The sequence below is a fragment of the Mesorhizobium atlanticum genome, from assembly GCF_003289965.1.
Taxonomy (GTDB): Bacteria; Pseudomonadota; Alphaproteobacteria; order Rhizobiales; family Rhizobiaceae; genus Mesorhizobium; species Mesorhizobium atlanticum.
The window spans coordinates 166,540-184,892 of sequence record NZ_QMBQ01000002.1 but is presented as its reverse complement, the minus strand read 5'-3'; the positions used below and the strand labels follow the sequence as shown (position 1 = coordinate 184,892).

General features: G+C 64.9%; 15 protein-coding genes. 11 read left to right on the top strand and 4 right to left on the bottom strand.

Annotated features, from left to right (window positions below; genetic code table 11):
• Window positions 1–53: 53 nt before the first annotated feature.
• Window positions 54–1,547, bottom strand: coding sequence for a helicase HerA domain-containing protein (locus DPM35_RS05955; protein ID WP_112126405.1), 1,494 nt, complete (start codon window positions 1,545–1,547; stop codon window positions 54–56).
• Between the two features lie 304 nt (window positions 1,548–1,851).
• On the opposite strand from DPM35_RS05955, the gene DPM35_RS05950 reads away from it, so the two are divergent.
• A complete protein-coding gene (locus DPM35_RS05950) occupies window positions 1,852–2,106 on the top strand; it encodes a hypothetical protein (protein ID WP_112126404.1) in 255 nt (84 codons plus the stop codon).
• A 147-nt stretch (window positions 2,107–2,253) separates the two neighbouring features.
• Here the strand turns inward: DPM35_RS05950 and DPM35_RS05945 are convergent, their stop codons facing one another.
• Window positions 2,254–2,736, bottom strand: a complete 483-nt coding sequence (locus DPM35_RS05945; RefSeq protein ID WP_112126403.1) for a hypothetical protein — start codon at window positions 2,734–2,736, stop codon at window positions 2,254–2,256.
• 187 nt (window positions 2,737–2,923) lie between these two features.
• Between DPM35_RS05945 and DPM35_RS05940 the strand changes: the two genes are divergently transcribed.
• Window positions 2,924–3,289 (top strand): RidA family protein, encoded by a 366-nt coding sequence (locus DPM35_RS05940; protein ID WP_112126402.1) that lies wholly within the window; start codon window positions 2,924–2,926, stop codon window positions 3,287–3,289.
• Window positions 3,290–3,316: 27 nt separating this feature from the next.
• On the top strand, window positions 3,317–4,540 hold the full coding sequence (locus DPM35_RS05935; RefSeq protein WP_112126401.1) for an amidohydrolase/deacetylase family metallohydrolase: 1,224 nt from the start codon (window positions 3,317–3,319) through the stop codon (window positions 4,538–4,540).
• A gap of 216 nt (window positions 4,541–4,756) precedes the next feature.
• Here DPM35_RS05935 and DPM35_RS05925 read toward each other — a convergent pair whose 3' ends face one another.
• Both DPM35_RS05925 and DPM35_RS05920 read right to left on the bottom strand, forming a co-directional pair.
• Window positions 4,757–6,544, bottom strand: coding sequence for an NAD(P)/FAD-dependent oxidoreductase (locus DPM35_RS05925; protein ID WP_112126400.1), 1,788 nt, complete (start codon window positions 6,542–6,544; stop codon window positions 4,757–4,759).
• Window positions 6,545–6,750: 206 nt separating this feature from the next.
• Window positions 6,751–7,698 carry a MurR/RpiR family transcriptional regulator gene (locus DPM35_RS05920; RefSeq protein ID WP_112126399.1) on the bottom strand — a complete coding sequence of 316 codons (948 nt, stop codon included), beginning with the start codon at window positions 7,696–7,698 and terminating at the stop codon, window positions 6,751–6,753.
• A gap of 275 nt (window positions 7,699–7,973) precedes the next feature.
• Here DPM35_RS05920 and DPM35_RS05915 point away from each other — a divergent pair, with 275 nt between their 5' ends.
• From DPM35_RS05915 to kdpB, 8 genes are all read left to right on the top strand, one after another.
• Window positions 7,974–8,807: an ABC transporter ATP-binding protein gene (locus DPM35_RS05915; RefSeq protein WP_112126398.1), complete on the top strand. Its 834-nt coding sequence runs from the start codon at window positions 7,974–7,976 to the stop codon at window positions 8,805–8,807.
• Window positions 8,804–9,655 (top strand): ABC transporter permease, encoded by an 852-nt coding sequence (locus DPM35_RS05910; protein WP_112126397.1) that lies wholly within the window; start codon window positions 8,804–8,806, stop codon window positions 9,653–9,655. Before DPM35_RS05915 ends, DPM35_RS05910 begins: the two co-directional genes overlap by 4 nt.
• 69 nt (window positions 9,656–9,724) lie before the next feature.
• Window positions 9,725–10,897: an ABC transporter substrate-binding protein gene (locus DPM35_RS05905; RefSeq protein ID WP_112126396.1), complete on the top strand. Its 1,173-nt coding sequence runs from the start codon at window positions 9,725–9,727 to the stop codon at window positions 10,895–10,897.
• Between the two features lie 73 nt (window positions 10,898–10,970).
• Window positions 10,971–12,062 carry a Gfo/Idh/MocA family protein gene (locus DPM35_RS05900; RefSeq protein WP_112126395.1) on the top strand — a complete coding sequence of 364 codons (1,092 nt, stop codon included), beginning with the start codon at window positions 10,971–10,973 and terminating at the stop codon, window positions 12,060–12,062.
• Window positions 12,063–12,245: 183 nt separating this feature from the next.
• Complete coding sequence (locus DPM35_RS05895) at window positions 12,246–13,682, top strand: amidase (RefSeq protein WP_112126394.1); 1,437 nt, start codon at window positions 12,246–12,248, stop codon at window positions 13,680–13,682.
• A 511-nt stretch (window positions 13,683–14,193) separates the two neighbouring features.
• On the top strand, window positions 14,194–14,283 hold the full coding sequence (locus tag DPM35_RS05890; RefSeq protein ID WP_040990279.1) for a K(+)-transporting ATPase subunit F: 90 nt from the start codon (window positions 14,194–14,196) through the stop codon (window positions 14,281–14,283).
• 34 nt (window positions 14,284–14,317) lie between these two features.
• A complete protein-coding gene (gene kdpA / locus DPM35_RS05885; RefSeq protein WP_112126393.1) occupies window positions 14,318–16,021 on the top strand; it encodes a potassium-transporting ATPase subunit KdpA in 1,704 nt (567 codons plus the stop codon).
• Between the two features lie 234 nt (window positions 16,022–16,255).
• Window positions 16,256–18,349 (top strand): potassium-transporting ATPase subunit KdpB, encoded by a 2,094-nt coding sequence (gene kdpB / locus DPM35_RS05875; protein ID WP_112126392.1) that lies wholly within the window; start codon window positions 16,256–16,258, stop codon window positions 18,347–18,349.
• Window positions 18,350–18,353: the final 4 nt, after the last annotated feature.

Below are 18,353 nucleotides of genomic sequence, written 5' to 3'. Positions count from 1 at the left end.
AGGCCCCTGGCCTTAGGGTGATCGGCTGCCCGTTCGGTACCCCGCGGCGGTTGTCATGCCGCTGGGCTGTCCTGCTCCGCGGCATTGGGATCGCCCGGCGCCGTCGCCCAGGCGAGTTCGACCAGCGTCACGGTACGCCGCCCGATACCGTCGACCTGGCAGACGATGAGGCCCTGTTCCTCGATATAGTCGAGCAGCCGCCGCGCGCGGCGCAGCGAGTGCGAGCCGTAGGCCCGCGCGATCGCCGCGTCGCTCGGGCAGGGCCAGCCTTCCTTGGCGGCGCGGGCGATCATCATGAACACGCCCTGCATGTCCTCCGGCAGCAGCGAGGCGCGCACGGAGACGTCCCGCCACGCATCGTCCTCCGCCATGTCGGAGCCGACGCCGGCGCGGGCCCGCGTCAGCATGCGGCGGAATTCCGAAAGGTCCGGCACCACCGAGGCAAACCCTTCGATGCGGCAGCGGACCACGAATTCCTGATAGAGCACGCCGATGACGCGGAAGCCGGCATCGGGCTCGGCCAGGATGGCGCGCAGGACGCGGTCCATCCGCTCGCGACGTTCGGCGAGATCCTCGGCGCTGGGCTGCGGCTCCGCCGGCTCGGGGCGGATATCCAGCGGCGCGGCCTTGGCCGCCATCAACTGGTCGAGCAGGTCAGGCGAAGGCCGCCGTTGCGGCCGCACCGTCTCTGGCGGCGGCGCCGCAAGGATGATCGAGCGCGCATCCTCGAGCGCTGCTTCCGGCAGCGGCATCAGCCGCGGCGTGCCGTTGCGCGGGCTGGTGTCGGTCTGGCCGATGCGCACGCCGAGCGGACGGCGCGACAAGGCGGGCCCAAGCGCCATGAAATGCCCGCGCTCCAGGTCGCGGAAGGCTTCGGCCTGGCGCCGTTCCATGCCGAGCAGGTCGGCCGCGCGCGCCATGTCGATGTCGAGGAAGGTGCGTCCCATGAGGAAGTTGGAGGCTTCCGCCGCGACATTCTTGGCGAGCTTCGCCAGCCGCTGCGTGGCGATGATGCCGGCCAGCCCGCGCTTGCGGCCGCGGCACATCAGATTGGTCATCGCGCCGAGCGAGAGCTTGCGCGCCTCGTCCGAAACCTCGCCGGCGGCGGCGGGCGCGAAGAGCTGCGCCTCGTCGACGACCACCAGCATCGGATACCAGTGGTCGCGCGCGACCTCGAACAGCCCGCCCAGGAAAGCCGCGGCGCGCCGCATCTGATTCTCGGCGTCGAGCCCCTCGAGGTTGAGCACGGTCGAGACGCGGTGGATGCGCGCCCGCTCGCCCGCCGCCTGCAGGCCGCGCTCGGTATGCTCCTCGGCGTCGATCACCAGATGGCCAAAGCGTTCGCCCAGCGACACGAAGTCGCCTTCGGGGTCGATGATGGTCTGCTGCACCCAGGGCGCGCTCTGTTCGAGCAGCCGACGCAAGAGATGCGACTTGCCGGAGCCCGAATTGCCCTGCACCAGCAGGCGGGTCGCCAGCAGTTCCTCAAGGTCGAGGGCCGCCGGCGCGCCTGCGCTCGTCTGCCCCATCTCGATTGCAACCGTCATATTTCGACTCAGAACGCCTCCATGCGCGCAAGCGGGCTTATCAACCGAAGCCGGGCGCGTCGAGCATGGCCGCGCACGGCCGGGGCGGTGTTCCACATTTAAGGGCGAGCGTCAGCTCGTCCCTGTGGGCGAGCGTCAGCTCGTCTCGTGGGTGAGCGTCAGCTCGTCCCTAAGGGCGAGCGTCAGCCCGGGCGAATGGCGGCAGGCTGCCGCCGCCGGCACTGGTCGGACCACCATTTCGCTGGCGCAATCCAGCCATTGGCGTATCATCTTTGCAGGGAGGGTTCATGGCAGGAGGAGGCCAATGAACGTCGCTGCGGAAGTGCCCGTCATGGACCCGACGGTGCAAGACCTTGTTTCGTCTGCCCTTTCGAAATTTCGCGCAGGCGACACCGTATCCACACGCGCCATGCTCGATGCCATACGCCATGCCGATCCATCCTGCGAGGACAGTGATGACCATCTGGTCGAGCTGATCGTGATGGCCGCCGTTGGTAAGACCATGGGTGTCGTGTTCGACCACCGCTCGCCTGACGAGCGGTTGCCGCGGCTGTCATAGGCTCCGAAGCGTCTGCCTGCAGATATGTGAGCGCCGGAAGCGCGGGAACCCGCTGTTTGCAGGCCGGCCTCACCTGAATATCGGCATGCCTTTGTTTTGATGCATGTCGTTGTCCCAGAACCGCTGCACACTTCTGGGCGACATGCCTTAGCCCAGCGGATGCGGCATGTAACCGACAAAACCGGCGATCTTCCAGCGGCCGCCCACCTTGCGGCAGAAATAGAGCGTCTGCCATTTCAGCCGGAAGACGCCGCCGTCGGCCTTGGCGATTGAGCCGTCGAACTTCTTGTGCAGCACCGCGCGATCGCCGTCGACATCGAGGTCGCGCATGTTGGTGACGCGGAAAATCGCCTCGCGCAGCGGCTCGGCGAATTTCGTCGCTGCTGTCTCCTTGGCCTGTCGCAGCCATTCGTCGCGATAGACCTCCAGCCTCGGAAACTGCAACCGCCAGGCGTCGGCATTGTTGAGGAAATGCGCATGCATGCCGAAGAAACTCTCGGCGATGAAATCGTCCTCGACCATCGACCAGTCCTGCCCGAGGAAGGCATCGATGTCGCGCCGGACCAGCATTTCCCACAGCGCGTGGCGATCGGCATCGCCTTCCGGAAACGGATTCTTGTCGAAGGTCATGCTGGATCTCCCCTCATATCGCGCGGCCGCGAAAGCGGCATCGACCGCAAGATGCTAAGGCTTCTGTAATAAAGCAACATGAATTTCGAAAAAATGTTGCTTTCCGACATTGCCTCTATGAGGATCATACCGACAAGGGTAGACGGCTATGTGACCTGTTCCCATCAGTCGACAAAAGGAGGCTCACTTGCCCAAGCAATGCTTTGGAAAATCGCATGTTCCGCTCTCGCCCGCCGTGCGCGCCGGCGATTTCGTCTATGTCTCCGGCCAGGTGCCGGTGGGCAGCGACGGGCTGGTGGTGAAGGGCGGCATCGCCGAGCAGACCGAGCAGGTGCTGCAAAACGTCAGCGCGGCGCTGGCGCTGGCCGGCTGCACCATGGACGATGTGGTTAAGACGACGGTCTGGCTGGAGGACGCGCGCGACTTCGGCACCTTCAACACCGTCTATGCAAAACATTTCTCGAAGGATCCGCCGGCGCGCACCACCGTCGAATCCCGCCTGATGATCGACATCAAGATCGAAGTCGAGGCCGTCGCCTACCGGCCGGTCTGATTGCGGTCAAAAAACCCGGAGGCACCGATGCAGTTCGATCTCCTGATCAAGGGCGGGCGCGTCATCGACCCCGCATCGGGCCTGGACGCGCAGCGCGACGTTGCCGTTGCCGATGGCCGCGTCGCAGCGATCGAGGCCGCCCTCGATGCCGAGCATGCCGCACAGGTGGTCGATGCCAGGGACTGCATCGTCACGCCGGGCCTCGTCGACCTGCACAGCCACGTCTATTGGGGCGGCACCTCGCTCGGCGTCGATGCCGACCGGCTGGCCGCCAAGAGCGGCACCACCACCTTCATCGACGCGGGCAGCGCCGGAGCGGGCAATTTCCTCGGCTTTCGCCGCCATGTCATCGAGCGCTCGAAAGTTCGCATCCTCGCTTACGTCAACATCTCCTTTGCCGGCATATTCGGTTTCGCCAAAACAGTCTCCGTCGGCGAATGCAGCGACCTCAGGCTTTGCGAGCCGCGCGAGACGGTGGCCGCGGTGCGCGAGCACGCCGATGTCGTCGTCGGCGTGAAAGTCCGCTCCGGCAAGCATGCCGGGGGGACCAGCGGCATCGCGCCGGTCGACCTCGCGCTCGAAGCCGCCGACAAGGTCGGCCTGCCGCTGATGGCGCATATCGACGAACCGCCGCCCGGCCGTTCTGAAGTGCTCCCGAGATTGCGGCGCGGCGATATCCTCACCCACTGCTTCCGCCCGTTCCCCAACGCGCCGGTCTTCGCCTCCGGCGCGGTGCGGCCGGACATGCGGCTGGCGCGCGAGCGCGGCGTCATCTTCGACATCGGCCACGGCATGGGCTCCTTCGACTTCGAGGTGGCGAAGGCGATGCTCGCGGAAGGCCTGGCGCCCGACGTCATCTCGAGCGACGTGCATCTCTACTGCGTCGACGGGCCGGCCTTCGACATCCTGGTCTGCATGTCCAAGCTGATGGCGCTCGGCATGCCGCTGGTCGAGGTGCTGCGCGCGGCGACGGTGAACCCCGCGCGGGCAATCGCCCGGCCCGAGCTGGGTGCGTTGAAGGTCGGAGGCATCGGCGATGTCGCGGTGCTGAGGCAGCAACCTGGCCGCTTCACCTTCGTCGACGCCGTCGGAGCGTCATTGGTCGCGGACCAGCGGCTGGTCTCCAACGGCATCGTCATCGCCGGCAAATGGTGGCCGAACGACACGCCCGACCACAACGAGACCGAGCGCGTCGAAGCGCATGCGCATCATACGCATGTGGATGTGGCGGCCAGGCATTTTGGGAAGTGATTGGCCGATCTCCTCCCTCGTGGCGAGATACCCGGCAGGCCTGCGGCGGCTTCGCGTTTGAGCAGCGCCTTCCCCCACTCCGTCGCCGCTTCGCGGCGCCACCTCTCCCCCTCCGGAGGGAGAGGAAGGGAGCCAGCTGGAATAAGCGCGACTTTCCTCTCCCCCGTCGATCGCGGGAGAGGTGTCGAGCGAAGCTCGACGGAGTGGGGGTCGACCTTACCCAGCATTACTCGGCTCGCCGTAAACCGGCGTCGCAATCCCTTCCATCCGCGCTTTGAGCTGCAGCGCCACATATTTCGAATAGAACCGCGACAGCGCCAGGTTGCCGCCATGGAACCACAGCGCTTCCTGCGCGGTCGGCTTCCACATGTTGCGCAACTCGCCCTGCCAGGGACCCGGATCGCCCTTCACGCCCGAGCCGAGGCCCCAGCACGGGCCGACCTTGTCGGCGACCTCGCGCGAGACGATGCCCGCCACCGTCTCGTTCATCGACTGATAGCCGGTGCAGCAGACGATCGCGTCGACTTCCAATTCGCTGCCGTCTTCGAGCAGGATGCCGCTCGGCGTCAGCGACTTGATGCCGACGCCGCTCTTTACCTTGATCTCACCGTTGAGGATCAGCTCGCAGGCGCCGACATCGATGTAGTAGCCGGAGCCTGTCCGATAGGCCTTCATCAGCAGCCCGGTCTCGTCCTCGCCGAAATCGATGGCGAAGCCGCTGTCGCTGAGGCGCTTGTAGAAATCCGCGTCGCGCGCCCTGATCACATCATAGAGCGCGCGCTGGCCCTTCGGCACCAGCGCGAAGGGCGTGGAAGCCACGATCATGTCGGCCTTGTCGGTGGTGATGCCGCTCGCCAGCGCCTTTTCGGAAAAGATCTCGAAGCCGACATCCATCAGCGTGTCTGACTTCACCACCGTCGTCGGCGAACGCTGGACCATGGTGACCTTGGCCCCCGCTTCCCACAGATCGACGCTGACATCGTGGCCCGAGCTTGCCGCGCCGATCACCGCGACGCGCTTGCCGCGGAATTTCTCGCCGGTGGAATATTGGCTGGAATGCAGAAGCTCGCCCTTGAAGCTGTCAGCGCCCGGCAATGCGATCTGCCGCGGCGGCCCATAGGCGCCGGTGGCGAAGACGATATGCTTCGGCTTCAGCGTGATGCGCTGGCCGACGCGGTCGACCACCACGGTCCAGACCTTTTCGGCCTCGTCATAGGCGGCGCTGATGCATTTGGTGGCGACCCAATAATTCAGTTCCATGACGCGCGTGTACATTTCCAGCCAGTCGCCCATCTTGTCCTTGGGCGTGAAGACCGGCCAGTTTTCCGGGAACGGAATGTAGGGCAGATGGTCGTACCAGACCGGATCGTGCAGCACGAGCGAGCGGTAGCGGTTGCGCCAGGAATCGCCGGCGCGCGCATTCTTCTCGATGACGAGCGCGGGGACGCCGAGTTGCCGCAGCCGGGCGCCAAGCATGATGCCGCCCTGCCCGCCGCCGATCACCAGGCAGTAGGGTTGCTCATGCACGCCAAGATCGCGCGCCTCTCGCGCCCGTGCTTCCGCCCAGGTCTCACGCTTGGGGTCGGCCTTGTGGCGAATACCGAGCGGCCGCGCCGGGCCCTTTTGCTCCTCAAACCCCTTCAGCTCGCTCATCGCCGTGAACAGCGTGCGGCAGCGGCCGTCCTTGAGCCGCAGGATGCCCTCGCCCCGCGCGACCGCCGTCTCGAAGCTGAACCAGGCCTCTATCGTGCCTTCATCCGTGCTCGCGTCGCCGGATAGGCGCCAGTGCGACGGCTGGGCCGTCGAAAGCGTGGCTTTCAGCATCTCGCGGATCGCGGCCTGCCCTTCCATGGTCTTGATGTTCCAGGTGAAGGTCAAAAGATCGCGCCAGTAGCAATCCTCCGCGAAGAGGTTCGCCGCCGCCTCGATATCGCCGGCCTCCAGCGCCCGGCCGAACGAGCCGAGCCAGGTTGCCGCCTGTTGCGATGGTGCGATGTCGAGCATTCTTCTTCGTTCCCCTTTTTCAGTTCGAAAGCCGGCGGCGCCGATCTTCCCTTCTTCCCTTGTGGGAGAAGGTGTCGCCGAAGGCGACGGATGAGGGGTGCTCCAGGGAATGCCGGCGTCTCACTCGGCTGGAACACCCCTCATCCGTCTCGGCGCTAACACGCCGATCCACCTTCTCCCACAAGGGGGAGAAGGAAGAACCTGCCTCAATCCCCGAGCGGCTCCATCTCCTTGCCTGTCCGATGGATCTGCGCGTTGTATTTGATGCGGCGCACGGTCTCGCGCGCCGGGCCATCGATCTTGTAGGCGGTCGCCACCGCGAGCAGATCGATGGCCGCCAGGAACGCGTAGCGGGACGCGGTCGGCTTCAGCGTGTCTGGATATTCGGGCACGGCAACCGTCAGCCGCACGTCGCAGACCTTCGTGAGCTCGGTGTCGGGCGCCGTCACGCAGATCGCGTTGGCGCGGTAATGCTTGGCGAGTTCCACCGCCTCGATCACCTCGCGCGTGCGCCCTGTGGCCGAGATCGCGATCACCAGATCGCCGGGCTTGAGCGTCGAGGCGGTCATGCGCATCAAATAGGGATCACATTGCGCGCTGATGGTGATGCCGTAGCGGAACAGGCGGTATTGTGTCTCCTGCGCCAGCGCCGACGAACTGCCGCCGAGGCCGAACACCGTCACCTGGCGCGCCTTGGCGATCAGTTCCGCCGCCTTCTGCAACTGTCCCGGATCGATCTGCCGCTCCGCCTCCTGCAGCGCGCGCCGCGCTTCGCCGAACACGGCGTTCCAGAACGGCATGCCGCTGTCGCTGTTCGCGGGCTGCGGCTTGGTGGCGAGATAGAGCGCGCCGACGACGAGGCTCTGCGCCAGCTTCAACTTGAAATCGCGCACGCCCTCGCAGCCGATGGCGCGGCAGAAGCGGGTCACCGTCGGCTCGCTGACCCCCGCGCGCTGGGCCAGCGCGGCATTCGACGCATCGACCGCATATTTGACGTCGTCGAGCACGACGTCCGCAACGCGGCGCTCGGCCGGCCGCAGCTCCGCATAGCTGTCCTTCACCTGCGAGATGATATCGGGAAAGCGCCTGACGTGATCGTGCCGGTCGCCGTCTTCGTCCGCAATTCGCAGCACCTGGCTGTCAGCTTCGGTCATTGGCCAGTCCTCCCCAGCCCGCTTCGGGAGCCATCATCTTCGCGATTATCCACCCGCTGGCCATAGGCAATCAACCGAGCCAAGTATGTAGGAAAGTAACACACATCGCAAGCGAGGAAAAAGAACTGTAAAATCATACCGTTGTGCAGCAAATGATGGAAGCTGATGGCTTGGCTTCTCCGTCGCCGCTTGACAGTAAAGTAGGATAGTTACAGACTGATTTTGCGGACGGATGGGCCCTCGGGCAACGCATCGCGCAGTCTCCGAGGGGGAGCATGAGTACGGCAAGCGCAAGAACGCCGAAGCTCGGCGTGCAGGCAGCGACCAAGGTCTATCAGACAGGTTCCGGCGATCTTCTGGCGCTGGATCGCTGCAGCCTGGATGTCCAGCCCAACGAGATCGTTTCAATCGTGGGCCCCTCCGGCTGCGGCAAGACCACGCTGCTGTGGTCGATGTCGGGCCTGCACCGGCTGACCGGCGGCGCGATCCTTCTCGACGGCAACGAAATCACCGGACCGCGCCCCGAGATCGGCATCGTCTTCCAGGAAGCGAACCTCCTTCCCTGGCGCAATCTCGACGCCAACATCAACTTCCCGTTCGAGATCAAGGGCGAGAAACCCGACCGCGCCTGGATCGCCCATCTCTTGCACCGCGTCGGGCTGGATGGCTTCGGCGGCAAGTTCCCGCGCGAGCTTTCCGGCGGCATGCAACAGCGCGCCGCGATCGTGCGCGCGCTGGCGCTGAAACCTTCCGTGCTTTTGATGGACGAGCCCTTCGGCGCGCTCGACAGCTTCACCCGCGAGGAGATGAACCACCTGGTCGAGGAGATCTGGCTCGACACCAAGACCACCATCGTCTTCATCACCCATAGCATCGAGGAGGCGATCTTCCTCTCCGACCGCGTCGTGGTGCTCACCACGCGTCCGGGCCGAGTTGCCAAGATCTACGACGTGCCGTTCGCGCGCCCGCGTTCGTTGGAGATCATGGCGACGAAGGAGGTCTTCGACCTCACCAACCGCATCAAGATGGACATCGTCGGCGAGCGTCGGCCGCAGGCCAAGGAGCAGCCGGAGCACAAGAGCGCTGAAATCGTGAGGATCAGGCCGTGAGCGGGGGCGACGCCATTCCGGAATTCTCGAAGGCGAAGTCAGGCGGTGACGGGCAGGACGTCAGCCTGACCAATCTCTCGGCCTTCGCCAGCGGCCCCGGCATCAAATCCGGCGCCGAGGTGGCGGCGATCCTCGCCGTGGCGGTGGTGATCATCGGCGGCATCGAGCTGGCGCTGCGCCTCTTCCACGTGCCGCAATACATCATGCCGCCGCCGAGTTCGATCGTTTACGCGCTGTTCGACGAGTTCCCGCTGATTGCGCCGCATCTCGGCTATACGCTGGTCGAGCTCATCTCCGGCTTCGCCATCGGCGCCGTCGTCGGCCTGGTGATGGCGGCGGTGATCACGCAGTTTCCCTTCGCCGAGAAGATCGTCGCGCCTTACATCCTGATCCTCGTCACCACGCCGATGCTGGCGCTGGTGCCGCTGCTCATCCTGCGTTTCGGCTTCGGCTACACGCCGCGCATCATCGCGGTCGCTCTGGCTGCCGGCCCGATGGTGATGATCAATGCCGCGACCGGCTTCCGCCGCGTCGATAGCGCCAAGATCGCCTTGGCCCGCTCCTATGGCGCCAGCACGTTGCAGATCTTCTGGAAGATCCGCGCGCCGATGGCGCTGCCGATGATCCTGGTCGGCCTGATGATCGGCGCGATCTTCGGCCTGCTCACCGCGGTCGGCGCGGAGATGGTCGGCGGCGGTTTCGGCCTCGGCAACCGGCTCACCTCCTATTCGTCGATGATCCAGATGCCGCAATTCTTCGCGGTGGTGCTGATCCTGTCGACGCTCGGCATCCTGATCTACGTGCTGTTCTTCCTGATCGGCAAGAAATGGGCGAGCTGGGAGACCTGAGCACGGAAGGATGAAGGTCGCCCGGGAGGCGGGCGAAGGCAAGGCAAGCTATCAACAAAGGGGAATGCCATGACCAACGACAATCCGATCCACTCCAGTGTTCCGGCCGGCATCAGCCGCCGCTATTTCCTGCAGGTGACGGCGGCCGGCGTGGTGACCGCCACCGCGCTCGGCGCGTCTGGCCTGAGGGCCAGGGCGGCGGCTTATGAGAAGTTCACCTGGATCTCGCCGCGCGGCACGCTGGAAGTGCTGGACGACTACCCCTACTGGTCGGCGAAGAAAGCCGGCTATTTCGGCGACCTCAGCACCGACATGCAGCCCGGCCCGTCGGACGGCACCGCGACGGTGAAGTTCGTCGATGTCGGCCAGGCCGACATGGGCTTCCCCTCGCCGGGCGTCTTCTCCTTCGCCATCCAGAACGGCATGAAGCTGAAGTCCGTCTTCCACATGGGCGCGCGCGACACCTTCAGCCTCGCTTTCCGCAAGGGCCAGGGCACCAACAACCTCAAGGACCTTGAGGGCAAGACCATCCTGCTCGGCTCCGCTGCCTGGCAGGCGATCGTCGACCCGCTGCTGGCGGCCCAGGGCGTCGACATCAAGAAGGTGAAATATGTCGAGGCCGGCTGGCCGACCTGGGGCACCGCGCTCGCCGGCGGTCAGGGCGACGCGGCGCTTTCTTGGGAAGGCTTGCGCGCCGAGTGGATCGCCAAGGGGCTCGACTTCGAATACTGGCTGGGCGTCAAGAATTCCAAGCTGCCGGCCAACACCTTCGTCGTGCGCGCTGCCGACCTCGAGGACGCCGACAAGAAGGCCTTCCTGGAGAAGTATCTGCGCGGCTGGGCGATGGGCCTGGAGTTCGGCTACCAGAACCCGCGCGCCGCGGTCGAAGCCGTGTTCGAGCAGTTCCCGACCTTGGCCAAGAACCTCGGCCCCGAGCTCGGCACGACCTCGATCCTGCAGCAGATCAACGTCTTCCGCGGCGACATGGACAAGCGCGGCGGCTGGGGCTCGCACGACATGGCGAGCTGGCAGGGCTTCTTCGATGAAATCCTCAAGATCGGCCAGATCAGCGCGCCGGTGAAGGCCGAGGACGTCTGCACCAACGATCTGATCCCGGCCGCCAACGATTTCGACAAGGCCAAGGTCAAGGCCGATGCCGACGGGGTCAAATTGTCGGAAGGCTTCGCCGCGCTCGACGTCGACAAGATCAAGGCGCACCTGTTCGACTCCGCCGTTAAGTAAGGCCAACGCCATGACCACCGGGCGGCGCGAGGCGCCGCCCGCAGTTCCTTCAAAGAGCATTGGGGAGGTTTCGATGGCCGACAAGGTGAAAATTCTGGTGGTTGGTCTGGGCAATATGGGCGCTTCGCATGCCAGCGCCTATCACCGCTCGGAAGGCTTTGAGATCGTCGGCATCATGAGCCGTTCGATCAAGGGCAACAAGAAGATCCCGAAGGAGCTCGCCGGTTACCCGCTCTATGAGGATTTCGACCTGGCGCTGAAGGAGACGAAGCCGGATGCGGTCTCGATCAACAGCTGGCCGAACACGCATGCCGAATACGCGCTGAAGGCGATTGCCGCCAACTGCCATGTCTTCATGGAAAAGCCTCTGGCCACCAACATCGAGGACGCCGAGAAGGTGGTGGCGGCCGCGCGGGCGAAGAACCGCAAGCTGGTGCTGGGCTACATCCTGCGGGTGCACCCGTCCTGGATCAAGTTCATCGAGGTCGGCAAGACGCTTGGCAAACCGCTGGTGATGCGCCTGAACCTCAACCAGCAGAGCAGCGGCACCGCCTGGCATTGGCACAAGAACCTGATCGATTCACTGATCCCGATCGTCGATTGCGGCGTGCACTATGTCGACGTCATGTGCCAGCTGACCGGCGCCAAGCCGGTGCGCGTGCACGGCATCGGCGCAAAACTCTGGGCGGAGGCCGACAAGCAGAATTACGGCCATCTGCATGTCACCTTCGATGACGGCTCGGTCGGCTGGTATGAGGCAGGCTGGGGCCCGATGATGAGCGAGACGGCCTATTTCGTGAAGGACGTGGTCGGTCCGAAGGGTGCCGTCTCGATCGTCGCCGGCCAGGGGGCGAGCAGCGCCAAGGATGCCGAGGACTTGTCCGACTCGGCCGACATCGACCGCCATACCAAGACCGACGCGCTGAAGATCCACTATGCGCAGGTCGACGGCGATAAGAATTTCTCCAAGCCCGACGAGATCGTCAGCATGGAGGACGAGCCCGGCCACCAGGAACTGTGCGACCGCGAGCAGGCCTTCTTCCTGCGCGCCATTCGTGAGGACCTCGACTTGACCGAGCAGATGGATGCGGCGGTGAACAGCCTGCGCATCGTGCTGGCGGCCGAACAGAGCATCGCGGAGAAGCGGACCGTCGAGCTGGCTTGAGCTTTCTCTGTCACCAGTCGCGCCCTCATCCGGCCGCTTCGCGGCCACCTTCTCCCCGGCGGGGAGAAGAGGTTGGCGCCGGCGCTGAAAGCCTCCTCTCCCCGCCGGGGAGAGGTCAGCCGAGGCGAAGCGGAGGCCGGGTGAGGGTGAGTCCGGCGGTCGGCAATCATAAGGGAGGCACACATGGCCGCGATTTCGCGGAGCCTGCTCGAAACCTACAGAGATTCCGACGCGCTGGGCCTGGCGGGCCTGGTGAAGCGCGGCGAGGTCGCCCCCGCTGAACTGGTCGAGGCCGCGATCACCATGATCGAGCGCCTCAACCCGTCGCTCAATGCGGTCGTCCACCGTCTCTACGACATGGCGCGCAGCCAGGCGGCGACCGTGGATAAGAGCGCGCCGTTCGCCGGCGTGCCTTATCTCCTCAAGGAGCTCGCCTCCTCCTGGAAAGGCGCGCCTCTCACCAACTCCTGCTTCTACCTGAAGGACTTTGTCGCCGATTCCGACAGCGAGGTGGTGCGCCGCATCAAGGCGGCCGGGCTCGTCCTCGTCGGCAAGTCCAACGCGCCGGAAAACGGCTGGTCGATCACCACCGAGCCAAAACTCTACGGCACGACGGAAAACCCGTGGAAGCAAGGCATCACGCCGGGCGGCTCGAGCGGGGGCGCCGCGGCTGCGGTCGTCACCGGCATGGTGCCGATCGCCGAGGCCAGCGACGGCGCCGGCTCGATCCGCGTGCCGGCGTCCTGCTGCGGCATCGTCGGCCTGAAGCCGTCGCGCGGCCGCGTCAGCCTCGCGCCCTACGGCGACTATTGGTATGGCGGCGCCTATTTCCTCTGCTGCTCGCGCACGGTGCGCGACACCGCTGCCTATCTCGACGCGGTGGCCGGCGCCCTGCCCGGCGACGCCTACACGCCGCCGGTGCCGGCCGAAAGCTGGCTCAACCTCTCCGCGCGTGCCCCAAAGAATTTGCGCATCGGGTTTACCGTCACGCCACCCAACGGCGCCGCGATAGACCCTGAAGTCAAGCAGGCGGTGCTTTCCACGGTCGGCGCGCTCGAACATCTCCGCCATGATGTCGAGGAGCACGACATGCCGCTCGATGCCGATGCCGCATGGAAAACCTACACCGACATGACCAACGTGCAGACGGCCGCCACCTTCGGCTTCCTCGAAACGCTGGTCGGCCGGCCCGTGACACCGAAGGATGTCGAGCCGGTAACCTGGGCTGTCATCGAGAGCGGCCGTGCGACCAGCGGCATCAAGCATATTTCCGACGTCGAGCAGCTGAGGCTGATCGGCCGCGATATCGTCGGCGACCTCAACCCCTATGACATCTTCATCACCCCGACACTGACGCAGTTGCCGCGCCCGCTGGGCTATTACGATATGTCGGAGACCGATCTCGACCGTTACAATGCCAAATGGGGCGACGCGGTCTTCAACTTCCCGTTCAACATCTCCGGCCTGCCGGCGATCTCGCTGCCGCTTGGGCATTCGGCCGCCGGTCTGCCGATCGGCATCCAGCTCGTCGGCCGCTATGGCGACGAAGCGACGGTGCTGGCGCTATCCACACAGTTGGAAGGCGAGATGCCCTGGAAGGATCGGCGGCCGGCGCCGTAGATGATCACCTTGTCGAGCAAGGCTATCAACGTCGGTTGGGGTAATCAGCGCAAACGCAGGTAAAGAGCTGAAGGCGCATGAACCTCGTCATTCCAGGGTCCGCGTGCGTCGCTTCGCTCCTTGCTCCGCCCGTGGATGACGACCGCGATAGATATCTCGGCCAGTCGTCAAGGCATGGAGTCTGCCGACGCCCATTGACCAACCGGAGCTTCGGACGGGGTCGCTCAAAACGCCTATAAAATTCCTATATCTTTCCCATCCGCCCCGTCTCGAACCTTTATGGCGATCGGGTCCATATTTTCCTTCGAAAAACGCTTTGATCGCCGTCGCCGCCAAGGTGACGTGCGCCCGCGTGCAGTTTTGAGCCCGCTACCGCGAGCCTGAAAACACAAAGTGGAAAAAGGAAGACCTGTAATGGACCTGATAGTTCTCGGGATCGGGATTTTGTTCTTCGCCCTGTCCTTAGCCTACGTCAAAGCCTGCGACAGAATCTGAGTGCGAGGATCGGATCATGCTTCTTGATTACATCCTTGGCGGCGCGGTGACCTTGTTCCTGCTCGCCTACCTCACCTACGCCCTCATCCGCCCCGAGCGTTTTTAGAACGCCCCGGCGCCAGGCACGGAAAGCCATCCCAATGACAATCTACGGCTGGATACAGATCCTTATCTACTGCGCCATTCTCGTCGCGCTCGTTAAGCCGCTCGGCTTCTACATGCACCGCGTTTTCAACGGCGACCGCACCTTGCTCTCGCCCGTGCTCGTCCCGATCGAGCGCGGCCTCTACCGTCTCTCCGGGACAAGCGAGAAGGAAGAGCAGCATTGGGCCGTCTATGCGACGGCCATGCTGCTCTTCAACCTTGTGGGCCTTGTCGTTCTCTATGCGCTGCAGCGGCTGCAGGCTGTACTGCCCTACAACCCGGCAGGCATGACCGCGGTCGATCCGCAGCTCGCCTTCAACACCGCCGCGAGCTTCGTCACCAACACCAACTGGCAGAATTACGGCGGCGAAAGCACGATGTCCTACCTCGTGCAGATGGCGGGCCTCACCGTCCAGAATTTCGTCTCGGCCGCCGCCGGCATCGCCATCGCGATCGCCCTGATCCGCGGCTTCGCTCGTGCTTCGGGCAAGTCGATCGGCAATTTCTGGGTCGATCTCACCCGCTGCACGCTCTACGTGCTCCTGCCGATGTGTATCGTGCTGACGCTGGTCTATGTCTGGCTCGGCATTCCGCAGACGCTTGGACCTTATGTCGACGCCACCACGCTGGAGGGCGCCAAGCAGACCATCGCGCTCGGCCCGGTCGCCTCGCAGGTCGCCATCAAGATGCTCGGCACCAATGGCGGCGGCTTCTTCAACGCCAATGCCGCGCATCCCTTCGAGAATCCGGATGCGATCTCGAACATGATCCAGATGCTGACGATCTTCGCGCTCGGCGCCGGCCTCACCAACGTCTTCGGCCGCATGGTCGGCAATCAGCGCCAGGGCTGGGCGATCCTCGCTTCGATGGGTGCGCTGTTCATAATCGGCGTCATCGTCTGCTATTGGGCCGAGGCCGCCGGCAACCCGCTGGTCCATGCGCTCGGCATCGACGGCGGCAACATGGAAGGCAAGGAGACCCGCTTCGGCATTGCCGCCTCGGCACTGTTCGCGGTCATCACCACGGCTGCCTCCTGCGGTGCCGTCAACGCCATGCACGATAGCTTCACCGCGCTCGGCGGCATGATCCCGCTCATCAACATGCAACTTGGCGAAGTCATCGTCGGTGGCGTCGGCGCCGGTTTCTACGGCATCCTGATGTTCGTGGTCATCGCCGTTTTCGTTGCCGGCCTGATGGTCGGCCGCACGCCGGAATATCTCGGCAAGAAGATCGAGGCCAGGGAGGTCAAGATGGCAATGCTCGCCATCCTGTGCCTGCCGCTGGCCATGCTGATCTTCACGGCCATCGCCGTGGTCCTGCCGAGCGCCGTCGCGTCGATGGCCAATGGCGGCCCGCACGGCTTCACCGAAGTGCTCTATGCCTATACCTCGGCGGCCGCGAACAACGGCTCGGCCTTCGGCGGCCTCACCGGCAATACGCCCTGGTACAACCTGACCATCGCCGTCGGCATGCTGATGGGCCGCTTCCTGGTCATCATCCCGGCTCTAGCCATTGCCGGCTCGCTGGCGGCAAAAAAGACCGTGCCCGCTTCGGCCGGCACCTTCCCGACCGACGGCACGCTGTTCGTCGGCCTTCTGGTCGGCGTCATCATCATCGTCGGCGGCCTCACCTTCTTCCCGTCGCTCGCCGTCGGCCCGATCGTCGAGCATCTGGCGATGATCCATGGACAGACCTTTTGAGATGACCATGCCCCGCTTCAACGACATACGTCGGAACGACGGTCACCACACCGGTGACGGAGCGCCAGACAATGGAAGGGACGAGAAACCTCGTCCTTTCCCAACGCTTTCGACCTTTCTCGGTATGGCGGCCGTTCTGTTCCTGCTGTGGCTGCTGGCCGTCGGCCTTCCGCACCTCCTCCCGAAGACCGAACACCCGGCGCCGTCCAACATAACCGATACTGGAGCCTCGAAATGAGCCCGTCCAAATCCGCGAGCATTCTGGATGCCCGCATCCTGGTGCCCGCCATCGCCGGCGCCTTCCGCAAGCTGAACCCGCGCACGCTGGTCCGCAATCCGGTGATGTTCGTCGTCGCCATTGTCTCGCTGCTCACCACCGTGCTTTTCATCCGCGACCTGATCACCGGCGGCGGCGATCTCGGCTTCACCTTGCAGATCATCATCTGGCTGTGGTTCACGGTGCTGTTCGCCAACTTCGCCGAGGCCGTCGCCGAAGGCCGCGGCAAGGCGCAGGCCGACTCGCTGCGCAAGGCGCGCACCGAGACCCAGGCCAAGCTGCTCAGCAACGGCGACCGCGCCAAGTTCAAGCTGGTGCCGGGCACCAGCCTGAAGGTCGGCGATATCGTGCTGGTCGAGGCCGGCGACATCATCCCTTCCGACGGCGAGGTGATCGAAGGCGTGGCCTCCGTCAACGAAGCGGCGATCACCGGCGAGTCGGCGCCCGTCATCCGCGAATCCGGCGGCGACCGTTCCGCCGTCACCGGCGGCACCCAGGTGCTGTCCGACTGGATCCGTGTGCGCATCTCCGCCGCCTCCGGCCAGACCTTCCTCGACCGCATGATCTCGCTGGTCGAGGGCGCCGAACGCCAGAAGACGCCGAACGAGATCGCGCTCAACATCTTGCTGGTCGGCATGACGCTGATCTTCGTGCTGGCGACCGCGACCATCCCGAGCTTCGCTTCCTACTCGGGTGGCTATATCTCGGTGACGATTCTGGTTGCCCTGTTCGTGACGCTGATCCCGACCACGATCGGCGCGCTGCTGTCAGCCATCGGCATCGCCGGCATGGACCGCCTGGTGCGCTTCAACGTGCTTGCCATGTCCGGCCGCGCCGTCGAGGCCGCCGGCGACGTCGACACGCTGCTGCTCGACAAGACCGGCACCATCACGCTTGGCAACCGCCAGGCGACCGAGTTCCGTCCGGTCAAGGGCGTCACCGAGCAGGAGCTGGCCGATGCGGCCCAGCTCGCCTCGCTCGCCGACGAGACGCCGGAGGGCCGCTCGATCGTCGTGCTGGCCAAGGAGAAATACGGCATCCGCGCCCGTGACATGGCAACCTTGCACGCGACCTTCGTGCCCTTCACCGCCCAGACCCGCATGAGCGGCGTCGACATCGATGGCTCGTCGGTACGCAAGGGCGCCGTCGATGCGGTGCTCAATCACGTCAACCAGGCGACCGTCGCAGCCCATGGCACGCGCCCGACAAGCGACACAATCCGCGATCTCCAGGCTGTTGCCGACGAGATCGCCAAGGCCGGCGGCACGCCGCTGGCGGTCGAGCGCGACGGTCGCCTGCTCGGCGTCGTCCACCTCAAGGACATCGTCAAGGGCGGCATAGCCGAGCGTTTTGCCGAGCTGCGCAAGATGGGCATCCGCACGGTGATGATCACCGGCGACAATCCGCTCACGGCGGCAGCGATCGCCGCCGAGGCCGGCGTTGACGACTTCCTTGCCCAGGCGACGCCTGAGAACAAGCTGTCGCTGATCCGCGAGGAGCAGGCCAAGGGCAAGCTGGTCGCCATGTGCGGCGACGGCACCAATGACGCGCCGGCGCTCGCTCAGGCCGATGTCGGCGTCGCCATGAACACCGGCACGGTTGCCGCGCGCGAGGCCGGCAATATGGTCGACCTCGACAGCGACCCGACCAAGCTGATCGAGATCGTCGAAATCGGCAAGGCGCTGTTGATGACGCGCGGCTCGCTGACGACCTTCTCGATCGCCAACGACGTGGCCAAGTACTTCGCCATCATCCCGGCGATGTTCGCGGTCTTCTATGTCGCGCCCGGCCAGTCCACCGGACCGCTGCAGGCGCTCAACATCATGCATCTGGCAACGCCGCAGAGCGCCATCCTGTCGGCCATCATCTTCAACGCGCTGATCATCATCGCGTTGATCCCGCTGTCGCTGAAAGGCGTGAAATATCGTGCCATCGGCGCCGGCTCGCTGCTCACCCGCAACCTGCTCGTCTACGGCCTCGGCGGCATCATCGTCCCCTTCGTCGGTATCAAGGCGATCGACATGATCGTCACGGCCCTCGGCCTCGCATAAGGAC

What these genes read in the sequence shown, in the direction of transcription:
- DPM35_RS05900 (WP_112126395.1), top strand. Translation starts at nt 10,971, where the DNA reads ATGGCCGACAAGGTGAAAATTCTGGTGGTTGGTCTGGGCAATATGGGC.
- DPM35_RS05950 (WP_112126404.1), top strand. Translation starts at nt 1,852, where the DNA reads ATGAACGTCGCTGCGGAAGTGCCCGTCATGGACCCGACGGTGCAAGAC.
- kdpA (WP_112126393.1), top strand. Translation starts at nt 14,318, where the DNA reads ATGACAATCTACGGCTGGATACAGATCCTTATCTACTGCGCCATTCTC.
- DPM35_RS05945 (WP_112126403.1), bottom strand. Translation starts at nt 2,736, where the DNA reads ATGACCTTCGACAAGAATCCGTTTCCGGAAGGCGATGCCGATCGCCAC.
- kdpB (WP_112126392.1), top strand. Translation starts at nt 16,256, where the DNA reads ATGAGCCCGTCCAAATCCGCGAGCATTCTGGATGCCCGCATCCTGGTG.
- DPM35_RS05920 (WP_112126399.1), bottom strand. Translation starts at nt 7,698, where the DNA reads ATGACCGAAGCTGACAGCCAGGTGCTGCGAATTGCGGACGAAGACGGC.
- DPM35_RS05890 (WP_040990279.1), top strand. Translation starts at nt 14,194, where the DNA reads ATGCTTCTTGATTACATCCTTGGCGGCGCGGTGACCTTGTTCCTGCTC.
- DPM35_RS05915 (WP_112126398.1), top strand. Translation starts at nt 7,974, where the DNA reads ATGAGTACGGCAAGCGCAAGAACGCCGAAGCTCGGCGTGCAGGCAGCG.
- DPM35_RS05935 (WP_112126401.1), top strand. Translation starts at nt 3,317, where the DNA reads ATGCAGTTCGATCTCCTGATCAAGGGCGGGCGCGTCATCGACCCCGCA.
- DPM35_RS05905 (WP_112126396.1), top strand. Translation starts at nt 9,725, where the DNA reads ATGACCAACGACAATCCGATCCACTCCAGTGTTCCGGCCGGCATCAGC.
- DPM35_RS05925 (WP_112126400.1), bottom strand. Translation starts at nt 6,544, where the DNA reads ATGCTCGACATCGCACCATCGCAACAGGCGGCAACCTGGCTCGGCTCG.
- DPM35_RS05895 (WP_112126394.1), top strand. Translation starts at nt 12,246, where the DNA reads ATGGCCGCGATTTCGCGGAGCCTGCTCGAAACCTACAGAGATTCCGAC.
- DPM35_RS05955 (WP_112126405.1), bottom strand. Translation starts at nt 1,547, where the DNA reads ATGACGGTTGCAATCGAGATGGGGCAGACGAGCGCAGGCGCGCCGGCG.